The sequence below is a fragment of the Embleya sp. NPDC008237 genome, from assembly GCF_042956465.1.
Classification (GTDB): Bacteria; Actinomycetota; Actinomycetes; order Streptomycetales; family Streptomycetaceae; genus Embleya.
The window spans coordinates 598,717-613,507 of record NZ_JBIBGL010000005.1 but is presented as its reverse complement, the minus strand read 5'-3'; the positions used below and the strand labels follow the sequence as shown (position 1 = coordinate 613,507).

The 14,791-nt window shown below is 69.2% G+C and carries 11 protein-coding genes; 1 reads left to right on the top strand and 10 read right to left on the bottom strand.

Annotated features, from left to right (window positions below; all coding sequences use genetic code 11):
* Position 1: 1 nt before the first annotated feature.
* From ACFZBU_RS16415 to ACFZBU_RS16390, 6 genes are all read right to left on the bottom strand, one after another.
* Entirely contained in the window at positions 2–1,579 is a 1,578-nt protein-coding gene (locus tag ACFZBU_RS16415; protein ID WP_391584240.1) for an ATP/GTP-binding protein, read from the bottom strand.
* Between the two features lie 48 nt (positions 1,580–1,627).
* Positions 1,628–3,127 (bottom strand): SCO6880 family protein, encoded by a 1,500-nt coding sequence (locus ACFZBU_RS16410; RefSeq protein ID WP_391584239.1) that lies wholly within the window; start codon positions 3,125–3,127, stop codon positions 1,628–1,630.
* Positions 3,127–4,761: a hypothetical protein gene (locus tag ACFZBU_RS16405; RefSeq protein WP_391584238.1), complete on the bottom strand. Its 1,635-nt coding sequence runs from the start codon at positions 4,759–4,761 to the stop codon at positions 3,127–3,129. The genes ACFZBU_RS16410 and ACFZBU_RS16405 overlap by 1 nt, the downstream gene beginning before the upstream one ends.
* Before the next feature lie 72 nt (positions 4,762–4,833).
* A complete protein-coding gene (locus ACFZBU_RS16400; protein ID WP_391584237.1) occupies positions 4,834–5,628 on the bottom strand; it encodes a hypothetical protein in 795 nt (264 codons plus the stop codon).
* Between the two features lie 56 nt (positions 5,629–5,684).
* Complete coding sequence (locus ACFZBU_RS16395; protein ID WP_391584236.1) at positions 5,685–5,924, bottom strand: hypothetical protein; 240 nt, start codon at positions 5,922–5,924, stop codon at positions 5,685–5,687.
* 89 nt (positions 5,925–6,013) lie between these two features.
* Positions 6,014–6,634 carry a DUF6668 family protein gene (locus ACFZBU_RS16390; RefSeq protein WP_391584235.1) on the bottom strand — a complete coding sequence of 207 codons (621 nt, stop codon included), beginning with the start codon at positions 6,632–6,634 and terminating at the stop codon, positions 6,014–6,016.
* A 544-nt stretch (positions 6,635–7,178) separates the two neighbouring features.
* Here ACFZBU_RS16390 and ACFZBU_RS16385 point away from each other — a divergent pair.
* Complete coding sequence (locus tag ACFZBU_RS16385) at positions 7,179–9,014, top strand: VWA domain-containing protein (RefSeq protein WP_391584234.1); 1,836 nt, start codon at positions 7,179–7,181, stop codon at positions 9,012–9,014.
* Between the two features lie 308 nt (positions 9,015–9,322).
* On the opposite strand, the gene ACFZBU_RS16380 is transcribed toward ACFZBU_RS16385, so the two are convergent.
* The 4 genes from ACFZBU_RS16380 to ACFZBU_RS16365 all read right to left on the bottom strand — a co-directional run bounded on the left by ACFZBU_RS16380 (position 9,323) and on the right by ACFZBU_RS16365 (position 14,599).
* The gene (locus ACFZBU_RS16380; protein ID WP_391584233.1) at positions 9,323–9,952 is read right to left on the bottom strand and encodes a hypothetical protein; all 630 of its coding nucleotides are present in this window, start codon (positions 9,950–9,952) and stop codon (positions 9,323–9,325) included.
* Positions 9,953–10,641: 689 nt separating this feature from the next.
* Positions 10,642–11,505 carry an SAM-dependent methyltransferase gene (locus ACFZBU_RS16375; protein WP_391584358.1) on the bottom strand — a complete coding sequence of 288 codons (864 nt, stop codon included), beginning with the start codon at positions 11,503–11,505 and terminating at the stop codon, positions 10,642–10,644.
* A gap of 509 nt (positions 11,506–12,014) precedes the next feature.
* Positions 12,015–13,202, bottom strand: coding sequence for a hypothetical protein (locus tag ACFZBU_RS16370; protein ID WP_391584232.1), 1,188 nt, complete (start codon positions 13,200–13,202; stop codon positions 12,015–12,017).
* Complete coding sequence (locus tag ACFZBU_RS16365) at positions 13,199–14,599, bottom strand: VWA domain-containing protein (protein ID WP_391584231.1); 1,401 nt, start codon at positions 14,597–14,599, stop codon at positions 13,199–13,201. The genes ACFZBU_RS16370 and ACFZBU_RS16365 overlap by 4 nt, the downstream gene beginning before the upstream one ends.
* Between the last annotated feature and the right edge of the window lie 192 nt (positions 14,600–14,791).

Below are 14,791 nucleotides of genomic sequence, written 5' to 3'. Positions count from 1 at the left end.
GTCACGTCGTCCATTTGCGGTTCGTGTCGTTGATGCGCAGCTCGGACGGCGTGAGCTCGACCTGCACGGGTATACCGGGGCGCCCGCCCACCTTGACCATGAACTTCCCACGCCCGGGAGGAGCCGAGTCGGTGCCCATCTCGCTGTCCCAGGAGGGGGGAGTGGACCAGTCGGTGATGATCTGCTGCTCGGACTCGGTCATGCTCACGACCTCGGTCAACTGCGGCATCTCCGCGGCCGGCAGACCGCCGCAGATGACCATGCCGGCCCGCTCGACGAAGCCCTTGGCCTTCATCCGGTCCTCTTCGGCGGGTAGCGCCAGCAGGTCCGACATGGTGTGCGTGATCATCGCCATGCCGACGCCGCGTTGGCGGTTGAGTCGGGTCAACGCGTCGACCCGGTCGACCAGCCCGCGTCCGGCGCGCAGGACACGCCACAACTCGTCCAGGATCACGAAGTAGTGCCGCTGCGGCTCCAGTCCGGCGTCGGCCAGGGCCTGGGCGACCGAGATGGCGCCGAACCCGTAGCTCCAGCAGGCCAGCAGGGCCGCGGCCTGAAGTTGGCCCTCGGAGTCGTCGATGCTGCTGACGTCGAAGCACACCGGGCGGTCGTGGTGCATGGCCTCGGTGGTGGGGTGCGCGAAGAGTTCGCCCAGCCGCCCGCCGCCGAGCAGACCGACCAGGGACGCCTCCAGGCCCTCGGTGATGTCCCGGTAGCGGGCGAGATTACCGCGATCCAGTGCCACCGCACGGACCGGGTCGGGCGCGTCCCGCAACAACCGCACCAGGTCCGCCATGACCGGGACGCCGTCGTGTCGGTCGTGCAGGACCGTCAGCGCGGCGTTGAGGATGCTCTCCTCGCGGTCCGTCGGCGGGTGCCCGCGCAGGACGGTGACCAGCGAGGCCACCGCGTTCAACCGCCTGCCGTGCGCCTCCGCCAGCAGGGCCTGCCGTGCTTTGAGCGGGAGCCGTGCGGCTGCCTCGGTCACCTCTCCGGGGTCGAGCACGTTGAGATAGCCGCGCCCGCGTCCCAGCGTGATGACCTGACCGTCGAGGGCTTCGATCAGATCCACGTAGTCGGGCTTGAGGTCACCGAAGACGACCGGATTGACGCCGTACCCGGCGAGCCCCAGAGCCTGCCTGCGCACGATCGTGGACTTGCCCAGTCCCGGCTTGCCGAGCACGAATTCACTGGGGTTCAGCAACAGGTTGGCACGCGTGAACCAACTGATCGGGTCGCAGCACACCGTGGCGCCACCGGCCAGGGACCGGCCCAGTGGTACGCCGACGCCGGGCGTGCCCGAGCCCGCGCCGAACGGCCAGAGGCCGCAGACCTGCACCGTCGTGCCCCGCCACTCCGGCGGGGTCTCGACGTACGCGGGTGCGCCCTGACCCCAACCGCGAAAACCCCTGGGCCCCGGCCGTCGAATCTGCGGCCGAGGCTGCTTGCCGGCGGCGTCGGCGGACTGCTTCGCCTTGCGTCCCCAACGTTTGCGCGGCTTGTCGGGCGCGGGCGGTGCCGCGAAGGGCGCCGACGCGCCGAAGGTGGTGTTGTGATCGACCGAAGTGTTGTTCGTCAACGGGCTCGACTCCCTTGTCCGAAGCGCGTGTTCCGGGGATCCGACGGGTTACGCCGCTTCACGCAGAACCTGCGGGAGCTTGAGGTGGTTGGGCAGGACCAGCCCCAACGGGAGCGCCGCCGCGAACGCGGAGGCCTGTGAGCCGTAGACGCGGCGCACGAGAATCCGGGACGAGGCAGTGAGGTTGTCCACCGCGGACGCCGCGAGCTTGATGTCGGCGGCGTCGTTGACGGTGGCGGTGATCAGCATGGCGAACCGCACGAGTCCCGCGCCGGTGGCCTCTTCGCGGGCGGCCTGCTCGGCGGCCTGGACCGCGATCGAGTCGCGGGCATTGGCGACCTTGGACTGCTTCGCCTTGAACATGGCGTCCTTGCGGTCGCGTTCCACCAGTCGAGCCGACGTCGCGGGATCGTGCGGTCGATACAGCAGGGTCACCCGCTTGCGCATGATGTCCGGGTGCGGGGACACCAGTCGGGTCAGCACACTCGAGTACACCTCGCCGCGCGGCGCCTCCGACATCGCCCACGTGACCGAGAAGGCGCTGTCGTGCCGGTAGTGGCCCCACGATTCCTCGGTGGCCGTCGGGCCGGCGTCGTCCCAGCGCAGATCGCTCGTACGCTCGGAACGGGCCTGATCGATGAAGGTGGCCACGCTCGGGTCGTAGGCGACCCGGACCAGTTCGGTCAGCTCCCGACCCGTCATCGGCCGGGCCGGTCCGGCCCCGGTCATCTGCAGGCTGCTGCACAGTCCGGGGAGCCGCATGCCCAGATCGACCGCCATTTCCTCGGCGTTGCGACGTGCCCGTGCTCCTCGCGCGGCCCCCGAGTAGGTGAGTGCCACCCGCGTCGACATCTGGGCCGATCCCTGTCCGTACGCCTCGCTCACTTCCTCCAGCACCTGCTTGGCGAGCGAAGGCGCCTCGGCCACCACGTTGCCGTCGATTTCGCCGCGCAGTCGCTCACCCGTGTCGGGTGCGGCCTCGATCGTGACCGAGGCAGCCACCAGACCCGGCTCGTGGCCGATCTGGGACAACCACAGGCCCCAGTAGGCGACCCACGTGTCCACCTGGTCGGGATCGACGAGGGAGGCGCCGTCGGCGCTGCAGGTGAGGACGACGGTGTGGTGATTGGTCGCGGGGATGGTGACGAGGGCGAACGGTCGGCCGTACGCGTCGTGCGCCTCGAAGAGCTTGGAGGCGGCGGCGAGGCCGGGCAACTTGCAGGTGCCGAGCAGGAGCCGACCGAGCGGGCCCGATCGGTACAGGTGGGCTCCCTGGGCCTTGCCCGCGCTCCACGAGACCCGGGCGGCGGCCCATTGGAAACCGTTGCGACCGTGCTTGTCGCGCATGACCATCGGCAGCAGGGCGAGGGCGATGAGCACGCCCACGACGAGGGCGGCGACGAACGAGATCATCATCACCAGGATGACCAGCAGCAGACCACCGATGCCGGCCACGGTGCCGATGAAGCCGAGGCGACCCAGCCCGGGCGAGATCGGCTTCTGCCAGTTTCCATACGTGCGAACGTCGTGGCTGGTGACGTTACTCATCAGTTGTTGCCCCCTTGGTTCCGGTGTCGCACCAGGTTCGATGCGGCTCCGACGCTCCTCGCGCCGACTGTCAGGACGGCGCCCGCCGCACCGATGTTCGCCGCGTTGGATCCGGCCGCCGGGCCGGTCATGGCGAAGACGACCCGGACGGTCGCGGGACCGACCAAGGTGACCAGTGCGAGCACGAACAAGCCGCGGAACTGATCGCTGTAGTCCAGACCCTGGTATCCCGGCGGTGCCCAGAGTCGGGCGCCCGCGACGAAGATGATCATCGATGCGGGCTTCACGAAGATGAACGCGATCAGATACGAGATGTGCCGCTGGAACAGATTTCTGCCGGCCGCGGTCGAGGTGGCCGCGGCGGTCAGTGGGAGTGTCCCGGTCAGCACGATCACGAAGAACAGGCGGGCCGTCATGTAGAAGTACTGGACCATGTTGGACGAGATGATGATCAACGCGGCCAGCAGGAAGAGCACGATGGAATCGAACCCCTCCAGACTCTGCGCGAATCTGTCCGCGGCCTCCTGGAGTGCGCGGTCCGTGTTGGCCGCGCCGTTGGTCTCCGGACTGAGTCCTCGGACGACGATCCAATCGGTGAATCCCTGACAGGCCCGGACGGCGACATTGACCAGGAAGATCGCACTGCCGGTGACCAGGACGAGAGTGATCGTGCCCTTGATGACGTCCTTCACCGAGCTTGCGTCGCGCGTGTAGGCGAGTTTGAAGCCGGCGAATATGACGCAGGCCAGCGCGAGGAAGTAGGTGAACGGGTTCGTGTGCCGGGTCAGGAAGTCGGTGGTGTTCCTGCTGCACGGATACGGTTTCGTGCGGTCCGTGTACTTGCCGGTGCCGTCGTCGCAGTCCGTCTTGTCGGTTTCGCTGATCAAGGGATCCGGTGCCTTGATCCACCACAACAACGTCGTGCGCACCGCGTTCTTGCTCTGATCCCGAATGAACGTGATGGGTTCGTTCAGGAACTTGCTGTCCTCACCTTTCGCGTTCTGCGCGACCACGTTGTTGTCGGGGCAGACCGAGGTCTTCGAGGTGGTGTCGCACGACGGCAGGTCACCGGCGGCCGGCTTCGCGTAGTCGGACCAGGACAGGTGTTGCTGGATGCACAGCGGGCGGGATTGGGGCGGTGCCATTGTGCACGGGTGCTGCTTCTTCTCCAGCATTTGCCGTACCTCGACGCACTTGACCTCGCGCTTCTCGTTGGCCCCGCCGTGCTTTCCGTCCATCAGGACGCACGGGCTCTGGGCTTTCTCGGCACCGTCCAGCATGAAGGATCGGTTCTGGGGCTCCTCCAGCGTTTTGGGCTCGTTGCCGAGACCGCCGGCCGCCTCCAACGCCTTACCGGTGAGGTTGAGTTCGTTCTTGCGCCATTTATCCAGGTCTTCCTTCGCCTTGGCCGAGTCGCCGCCGATGAGCTGGAAACCGTTCCACGAGCCGGTTTCGTCCTTGGCGGAGGAATCTTCGCCCGGGCAGTAGAAGGTCCACTTCGATCCTGCGGCATTGTCCGGAAACCAGACGCAAGATTTGTCATATTTGTCCACGGCCATGCTGGGGTGGCCGCTTTGCAGGACGAGGAAGGACAGCACGAAGCCGAGGAGCACGGCTGCCCGCGCCGCGATCAAGAATGCCCTGCGTCCGGTCGGGCGGTGGGCGGCCCGAGGCCGCGTGATCCGCCATGTTTTCCGCTCCACGTTTTAAGAGCCCCCCCAGGGAACGAACCCCTCCAGCGAGATCAGGTTTCTTCCTATCGGCGCGTCGGCGCCGTCCGGCTGGAGCTCCAACTTCCAGTCGCCGTGCGTCCAGACGACCGTGTGCACGAACGCCTGCAACTTGCCGTCCGGCGTGCGGCGCGCGATTTCCAGGGAAGCGGATTGGAAGCTGTAGGTGACGAACTTGAAACCGGCGATCTGCGACATGCTCCCGGGCTCCGGTGGTCGCGGGGCGCCACGGGTCAACTCCCGTTCGATGCGCGGAAGCGAATAGGCGTCCGCACTCGGCCCGGGCAGAACCTGCTCGGCGACCACTCGGAGCCAGTTCTCCGCCAAGGCGTACCGGGTGGTGATCTGCGCGACCGCCAACAGGGCGCCGGTGGGGGTCTGTTGGTAGCAGCGGGCCACGTCGCCCTGGGTGACCATGGGCCCGGCCGTCGAAGAGGCCGGCAGCAGTACCGTGCGGAACGACTGCCAGGCGACGTCCCGAGGGGGTTGCGTCGGGCGGGTCACATCCGTCACCGGCGTGAAGGGACACTCGTTCGTTTCGGCGGACACGGAGTCCGGGACGGGAGCCAGGGTCACCGGGGCGAGGTTGGGCGCCGTGGAAGGCGGGGCGGATCGGGTCTTTCCGTCGTTGCCCGCCACGGCGAGATAGACGGCACTGAGGACGACGAACAGGATGACAAGTGCGGATGCGATGAAGCCGGGCTGTGTGAAACGGCTGCCTTCATCGTCGTATCCGCTCGATGCCGACTGTTCCTTTCTCAACCAGGCCATGCGCTCTACTCCGGATGGGGCCGCGAATCACGGTGAAAGGAGGACGGATTCGCGGCTCAGGTCACCCAGTTGAAGATGGTGGCCAGACTGCCGGAAACGATCACCGTGAGCATGGCCATGCCGAGTCCGACGAAGGACGCCTGCCCGCCGTCCTTGTGCGCCTTCCAGATCATGCCCGTGCATACCAGGGCGACGAGGAACGAGAAGGCGAGGATTCCGTAGGACACCACACCGGCGACCTTTGCGATGCCGTCGGTGAGACCGTTGTCCGGCGTGAAAGTCTTCGGCTTCGGCATGGAGGGGCCGGGCGGTGGCGATGGAGGCTTGGACTCTCCGTCGGTTGCCCAACCCTGTATTCCGTGAATCGCAGTGAACACAGTAGCTATCACCAGGGGCCTCGGTTTCTCGCAACAACGTGGCTTAGATCTCCGGCCAGTCGGGCCAGCGGTTTCGGGAGTTCGGCGACCGGAGGGGTCTCCCCGAATCTCCACGGTTCGATCCAGGGGACGGCCCAGGTGCGGGGAAACGCCCCGGCCACCAGCTTCACCAGATCGCGCAACGGTTTGGGCAGGGTGCCGGGCGCGTCGGCGACCGCCACCAGGCCCAGCAACCGGACCTGCGGCACGCCTCCCGAGGCCCACTGCCGGGCGGCCGTCTGGGCCGCCCGCAGACCCGGGACGTTGGTGCGGGCGACGAGCAGGACGCTCGCCGAGGTGCCGTCACCGGGGACCGGCCAGTGCCGATCCGCGTCCCGACCGTCGGGGAACGTGGCGCTCAACATGCCGACTCCGGCACCGCCGTGACAGCCCAGCCACCACCACGGCGCCTGTTCGTTCGGGTGAAGGTGCCGAATCGGCAGACCACCGTCGTGCGGCGGCAGTACCGCTCCGGGCCGAGGCCGAGTCGGCAACATCGTGGGCGGCGGGGCCGGTTGCGGGGCCAAGACCTCGGGCGATTCGGTGACGGTGGCGGTAATCCACGGATTGGTAACCGTCGGCTTGCTCATCGCACCTCCAGCCTCAACTCTTGGATCGGCTTTTTATCGCATGCGGATTTCACGCGACTCGAACGTGCCCGCCGTCCGGGCGGCCGCACGCAGGTGGACGCCACTGCACCTTGGGTGGGTGATATCTCGAACGCGCCGATTATTCGCCCTTGTTCCGGCTCCGGAGACCGGTCCGGTCGCATCGGATTCCTGCGGCAAGAGTACAAGAGCGCAAGCGGCCACCGATTCGGTTTTCCGGTTACACATTGCACTGGCAAAGGGCCGGACGGGCGAATACGAGTTTCGATGTGCACAGTGAATGTGCGCGATGCCGTGACCGGAACGCGCCGTCGCGGTCACCGACCGGATGTTTGCAACTGCAATGACGGTGCGATCGCCCGGCGGTGGACCTGCACGGGGCGGGCGGGGGTTGTAGGGGCACAAGTGGGCCGGTCATACCTCCTGTAAGCGCATAATTAGAGCAAACAGGGCATCGGCAGGCGCGCGAAGATTTCTACTAGCGAATCTCTTGTTTGCTACTGCAACTCGATCTACATTCCCGGACATGAGATCCAGAGCACTTCCGGCTTGCGCGGCCGCGGTCCTCACGGTCGCGCTCGGTGCCGCGTCGGCACTGTCCGCCGGGCCGGCCGCCCACGCGACCGAACTCGAAGGACTGGCACCGGTGATGCTGGTGCTGGACGCCTCCGGTTCGATGAACGAGCGGGCCGCGACGGAGACCAGGATCGATGTCGCCAGGAAGGCGATCACGACACTGGTCGACACCGCGCCGGAGGGCTCCCGACTGGGACTGACGGTGTACGGCACCGGGCAGAGCGGATCCACCACCGACCGGGCCGACGGCTGCCGTGACGTCACGGTGGTACAACCCGTCGGCAGTGCCCGCGGACCGGACCTCAAGGCCGCGGTACAGGAGATCCGACCGATGGGCTGGACGCCGATGGGGCCGGCCCTGCGCAAGGCCGCCGCGGCGCTGCCGACGGAAGGCCCGCGCTCGATCGTGCTGGTCTCCGACGGCGAGGACACGTGCGCGCCGCCCGAACCGTGCCAGGTGGCGCGGGAACTCGCCGCCCAGGGCGTGGACATGCGGGTGCACACCGTCGGCTTTGCGGCCGACCCCAAGACCCGCGCCCAGCTCACCTGCATCGCTCGCGCCTCCGGCGGCACCTACGCCGACGCCCCGGACGCGGCCTCGCTGGAACGCGAACTCACCCGGGTGACACAGCGCGCGCTGCGCGGCTACGAGCCGACCGGGATCGCGGTCGACGGCGGCCCGGATCCGGCCCGCGCCGCGGCGCTGGCTCCCGGGAGCTACCTGGACGAGTTGGCCGACAAGGAGGTGAAGTACTACGCCATGGACGTGCCCGCGGGCTACACCGCCTACGTCTCGGGCACCACGATCAGCAGGATCAAGGGCCTCGAAGCGCTCGACGTCAAGCAGATCGGCGAGCGCGGTTCCGGCTTCTGCACCTCGGACACCGGCCTCGACCAAAACCTGTCCAAGGTCGTCACGGCTTCCGTGCGCTGGACGGCCTCCGGTACCGGGGCCGACGGATGTGGTCGACCGGGAAGGCAGGTGTTCTCGGTGACCCGCCGCGGTACGGGGCCGCCGGCGCCGCTCGAACTCCAGGTGCTGCTCGAACCGCAGGCCCTGGACCCGGGTCCCGCCGAAGCCGACATCGCGCGATACACCGAGCCGGGTGGCGCGGCGCGACCGGTGGTCGGCGGTGGCTCGTTCGCCTCGGCCACCACCCTCCCCGGTTCCGGCCACTACACCGACACCCTCGCGCCGGGGGAGTGGGCCTTCTACCGGGTCCGCCTCGACTGGGGGCAGAGCCTTGCCTTCCAGGCCCGGGTCGGCGGTGGGAAGGAGATCATCGGAGTACAGACCCACTTCTACAATCCCATCCGCGAGCAGCTGGCCCAGGACTCGTGGGGTGTGCACGACACCGAGCACATCTTCGCCAAGGGACTGGATCCCTTCGCCACCAGGCCGGTGCGCTTCCGCAATCGCAGTGACCGGCAACAAGAGGTCGCCGACATGCTGCCCGGCTGGTACTACATCGCCGTATCGGCCCAGGGCGAAGGGGAGTTGCGCTCGCTGGCCGTCGACGTGTCGGTGACCGGCAGCAAGGAACCCGGCCCGGTGTACGCGCACGCTTCCGGACCCGCCGGATCCTCGACCCCGCCGGCGAACGAGTCACCGGCCACGCGCAACCCGATCCGGACCGAACCCGGGCTCACCGACTCGTCCGGGCGGGACGAGAAATCCGCAGCCTACGGCGGCCCGCTGGTCTGGGCCGGGCTGCCCGCGGCGATCGTGCTCGGCGCCGGTCTCGCCGCGCTGTTGCTGCGGCGACGATCCTCCCGGAACGCGTGAACCTGTGAACGCGCTGTGCCGACGCTCGACCCGAACCCCACGAACCCGAATCCCATCACGAACGCAAAGGACGAGCAGATGACTTCCTCCCCCATGCCGCACAGCCGAGGCCGAGGCGGCGGTACCCGACGAGGCGGCTTCCGAGCCGTCGGCCCCTGGGCGCCGCGTGGCTCGTACGGTCCGCACCCCGGCCTTGCTTCGGCGTACGACGACGCGACGTGCTTCGCACGGCCGGCCCGGGGCAACTGAGACGCGAAGCCGGACGCCGACCCCCGGCGGGGGTCGGCGTCCTTTCGTCGTCACCCGGCTCAGGCCGACCGCGAGACCATCTCCTCCGGCAGCATCCGGATCAACCAGTCGCGCACCGCCTTGGGCATCTGCGTCTCCTCGATCCCGCGCCGGTCGAAGATCCGGAACCGCTCCGGGTCGTCCGCCGCGAGCAGCCGGAACAGATCCACCTTCTCCCGGAGTTGGCCCGGTTCGGGGGCCTGCTCTCGTTCCTGATGGCGCAACCGCTCGACGACCGCCTCCGGTTCGTCCATGGTGAGCAGCACCACGTCGGGCAGCGGACGCCACTCGGCGACGGTGGACAGGAAGCGTCGGGCCGCCCAGTGCGCCCGGTCCGAGTCGCCGGGATGACGGGTGACGGCGTCCTCGACCGCCGCGCTGTACACGCCGCGCTGCTCGACGACGGTGCGGCCGGCGGCCAGGAACAGCCGGGTCGATTCGTAGCGATGAGTCTGCATCGCGACCAGCGTCAGGGTCTCGGACGCGGACCGTCCCCCGCGGATGTACGGCTCGCCCCCGACCGCATCGGCCAGCGCCATCAAGGTGGCGAAGTCCGGTCGGGCGTTCGGCTCGCGAGCCGACCCGACGAAGATCCGCGGAGGAGAGGAGATCGAACGCAACAGCGCGGAACCGATGTCGTGCGCTTCCAATCCCTCCACTCCCAAAAGCAGGCCGGGGCGACGGGTTCGAGGACCCGCCGGTGTCGTGGATTCGCGTTTGCGTGTTGCCTCTTGAGCGTTCTGCGGCATGCCCATATCCTCGCGAACCGCGACGGTGCGACAAAGGCCGCGACGGGCACCGGGGACCGGTAAACACCCGAGTAATAAAGGGAGTTCGCGCCCTCGGCGACACCTGGGCGGCGGCTCCCACCGGCATCGCGCCGAAGACCACCGTGACCGCGGGACGAGTCACCGCGGCCACGGGGTCGATCGGATCGCGGCCGCCGACCACTTCGCACCACGCGCCGGGTGGTCCGGCCCGCGGCAGGAGGTCCCCGAGGCATCCGGGGCTTGCTCGGACAGCGTCTCCTGAACCGGGCCGGCGGGACCCCGACTGGGCCGGGTACCCGCGGGCTCCCGCCGCACCACCTTGTCGCTCCGGACCATCCGACGGCGTCCGGGCAACGGCGTTCATCGTCGCGAACCGCCGGCCACGTGGGAAAGGACGGCATGGGTACCACGGTCCGGTAAATGCGCCGGTAGCATCCGCGCTCCGGCGATGCTCCGTCGACGCGCTACCGACGCTGCGTCGATCTCCGCCGACGCCTCCGCCGACGCGCTCTACCGCGTCCGTTCCGAACACCGGCCGTACACCGACCGCGACCCGGCCCGAGCCCCCTCTACAGACACGAATGCCGGGAGGTGGGCATACCACGCCCTCCGCTCGAACACTGCCACCTACCCGCCGGTGGCGGCTTGACGGCGACCCCCGCGTACATCCACTGCCGGTCGGCGTGGACGCGCGGCAGTCGGTCCGTGCGCCAGGACGCGACCGGAACCACGCCGGGTTCGATCGGGGTCAGCCCGGCGAACAGCGCGCCCACCTCCCGAGCGGTGCGCGGGAACAGCGGGGTCGCCGACTGCCGGTACGTCGCTGCGGTCGCGCGGGCGGCCTCCGGGCGCAGATCGGCGGCGGCGTGCGAGAGCAGCAGCACGCTGCCCGGCCTGGTCGCGGCCATCACCTCGGCCACCGCGGACCAGGGATCGTCGGCGTCCGACAGGTAGTGCAGGACCGCGGTCAGGACCACCGCCACCGGCCGGTCGAAGTCCAACCCGTCTCGCCCGGCGGCCTGTTCCAACAGGGCACCGGGATCGCGCAGGTCCCCGTCGACCACGGACACCCGACCGGGGCGGGCGGACAGCGCCCGGGCATGCGCGAGGACCATCGGATCCCTGTCGACGTACACCGCCCGCGCGTGCTCCGTCCCGAGCAACGCGCACTCGTAGGTGTCACCGGCCGTCGGGAGACCCACCCCGATGTCCAGGAACTGCCGGATCCCGACCTCGGTCGCGAACGACACCGCACGGCGCAGGAAAGCGCGATTGGCGAGGGCCATCGCGCGGACTTCCGGCGCCAGGGCGAGTACGGTCTCGGCGGTGCCGCGATCGACGGCGAGGTTGTTCTTGCCGCCGAGGTAGTAGTCGTACATGCGGGCGGCATGTGGGAAATCGGAGCGTATTCGCGGCGGTCGTGCCGAGGGCACCTGTACCGACAAGTGTTCCTCGGGCAGGCACCCGACGGAGGAGCGGCAGTCCGTGGTCCGCTGGGACATCACCATCATCGACCTTCCCGATTCTCGGGTCGCGGTTCGGCCCGACCATCGGCGCGGACGGCGCGGCACAACTCCTCGCCGCCGAACCGCCGTACGCAGGGCAGGTGTCTCCTTCGGCATCGGCCATGGGGTTGCCGACCTGCGTTCCGGCAGTGTGCGCGAGCGGACGCCCTTCCACCAGTCGCCGAAGGGGGGTTGCAGCAACGTTGCAACCACGGCCGCGCACCGGCTCCGCCCGTCCCGTGGAAGGGCCGGCACGGAACGCGTGATGCCCCGGTGGATTGGCCACCGGGGCATCACGTGGGCGCGAGGGCTCGAAATGGGTTGTCGTTGTGGGGCGTAGGTCGTAGTAGGTAGCCGAAGCCGGTGGTTCGCAGCGGGTGGTTCGTAACCGGTGGTTCCGGTTCGCAGCTCCCGGCTCGTGGTTCGCAGCCCGTGGTTCAGTGCGAGTGCGGCGGGGTGCCGGGCGGGTGCTCCGGGCGGCGGGGGGTTTCGAACGCCTGGGTCACCTCGTGCGATTCGGGTGCCGTGCCCGGGGCGTACGTGGCTTGGTCGGGTCGCCACGTCGTCGAGGGTGGCGCCGGATCGGGGTGTTCGGGCCGAGGCTGCGCCACCGGGCGGGTGGGTGGCGGCGTGTCGGGGTGTGCGGGGCGCGGTTGCGCGACCGGGCGGGTGGGTGGCGGCGCGGGAGCGGACACCGTGGGTCCGGTGGACGGCGACGGGGATGCCGCGGTGGGTGGGTGCGCCGGAGCGGTCGGCGACATGTGCGCGGTCCACGGCGAGGCCGAGGGTGCGGGCGCGGTGCCGGCGAACCGACGGCGCAGCAGGTAACCGAGGCCCGCCGCGAGCAGGAGGGCGAACACCGCGCCGCCCGCCGGCGTACTCCAATCGGAGGCCACCGAGGACGAGTTGCCGCCCGTACCCGCCACCGGCGGCGCGGTACCGCTCGCGAGCGTTTGCGTCGCCCCCGAGGGAGGTGCCTCGGGGACCGTGCCGCCCGTCGGGCGAGGGTCCTCCTCGGGGCCGGCCGGCTGATCGGGACGTTGGACCACGGTGCCCTCGACCGACACCTCCAGCTTCACCGGCACCACGATGCCGCGCTGGGGCCCCTGGGCGCCCGAGATGGACATCTGGATGTAATAGGAGCCACGCAGCGCGTACTTGTCGTCCTTGAACTCCTTGAACGAGCCTTTGGTGCCGTCGAAGTTCTCGTACTTCTTGCCGTCCCCCACCGTCCACGCACCCGAGGTGGCCTCGAAGTGGGTGGTTCCGGGCAGGATTTGGTTCGTCGGGTTGTCCAGGAGCGGAATGGCCTCGCGCAGCGGGTTGTAGAGGTTGAGGACGAACCGGGGACCCTGCTTGTGTGGGAAGTCGGTCGGAATGTCGACGGACCCCTTGATCGAGAGCTTCTGTCCGGGTTGCACGAACACCCGCCAGAAGAGAAAGTCGCCCACGACCATGCTCTCGCGGTGGACCCCCGGTCCGATTTCGCCGGCGCTGTTGAAGGAGAAACCGCTCGGGCCGTCGGCAGCCGCCGCGGGAGTGGCGGCCACCACGCCGACGGCCGGTACGGCCAGGACCGCGGCGACCGCGGCCAGTGCCCCGCGTACGCGCATGACGCCGTTCACGCCTGCCCCCTCTGCCCACGCCGGGAACCGGCCAGGAACGACCCGAGCCCGCCGCCCAGCAACACGGCGCCGGCGATCAGGCCGACGGTCACCGCGGTGCCGGGTCCGCCGTCGTCGTCCGAGGACGCGGTGACCCGGGCGCGGGTGTCGGTGCCGGGTGCCCCGGAGGGCGCGCCGCTCGCAACGGGTGCGGAGCGCTCGGGTGCGGGATTGTTCGCGGCGTTCACCGCACCGGGACGCTTGGGATGGCTGATCAGGAGTTCGAGCAGGATCCGGCGCTGCGGATCGACCTCGGCGTTGTGCGAGATGCGCAGGCAGCCGATTCCGTCCGGGGCCCGGGCGGTGCTGTTCGACCCGCCGTTCGCGCCGGTGGTGACGATGTTGTTCGCCTCCAAGGCGACGCCCTCCTTCAGAATCCAGCTCTGGGGTTGGTCCGCGGGACCCGAACGGATGAACAGGTGGGTCAGAAAGGCCGAGTTCTCCCGGTCGTCGCCCGCGCGCATGCGTTCGGAGAAGATCGCGGTGGCGCCGATGGCAAGGTCCTCGTCCGGGTTCTTGCGAATGCGGTACCACAGGTCCCGACTGGTGACGAAGGCGTCGAGGTACTGACCGTCCTCGACCATCGGCGCGTTCGCACAGCCGGTCGTCGCCCCCCGGATGGGTCGGCCGGACGCGTCGTAGGGGGTCCAGGCCCGTCGAAAGAGGCTGGACATGTTGGAGACCAGCGAGTCGGTGTCGTTCGCGTCGGCGTAGACCCCACCGCCGGCGGTGGAGATGCACTTGAGTTGCTCCCGGGCCGCCCCGGAGACGTTGAAGCCGACCGTGTCGACCGTCAACTTCGTGCCGCGCGCGTTCAACTCCCTGGCCACCTCGCAGGGTTGCGGAGGTGCGCAGGTGTCCTCGCCGTCGGAGACCAGGATGACGTGTCGCTCGCCCTGGGTGCCGAGGTCGTCGGAGGCGGCGCGCAGGGCGTTGCCGATGGGAGTGAAGCCCACGGCGTTCAGGGCGGCGACCCGCTGCCTGGCCGCGGTCTTGGCGCCCTCGCCCATCACCGCGACCGGTACCAGGAGTTGGGTGTCGGCGCAGCCGGCGGCCTTGTCCGTGTCGGGATACGTGGCGCCGTAGACGCGGATGCCCACCTGGGCGTTGGCGGGAGCCGCGTCGATGATGCGGTTCACCGCCTGCTTGGCGGCCTCCAGGCGGGTCTGCCCGCCGGCGTCGTTCTGTTTCATCGAACCGGACAGGTCGAGTACCAACTCCACCTTGGCCGGCACCGCCTCGGCCGGTGGAGCGGGGTCGGCCGCCGCGGCGGACACCGGCCCGTACAGCGCCAGGGTCACCGCGCCCAAGGCAACGGCCGAGCGGGTGCGTAGGTATCGGATCACGAAGTCGATCATGGGATCCAATGCCTCGGATGCCAAGGGGGAGGGCCCATCACGGTTCCCTCACAGCACCATGAGGGACCGGATGGTGCCGAGCCCTGGACGGCCGTCGTCGTTCCGTGATTCGCTGTCGGCGGTCGACCACCGCCACCCGGCGGCGACTTGCGGGAAGAGGGGCGCCGGGCGGTCTCGTAGGACACGCAAGAG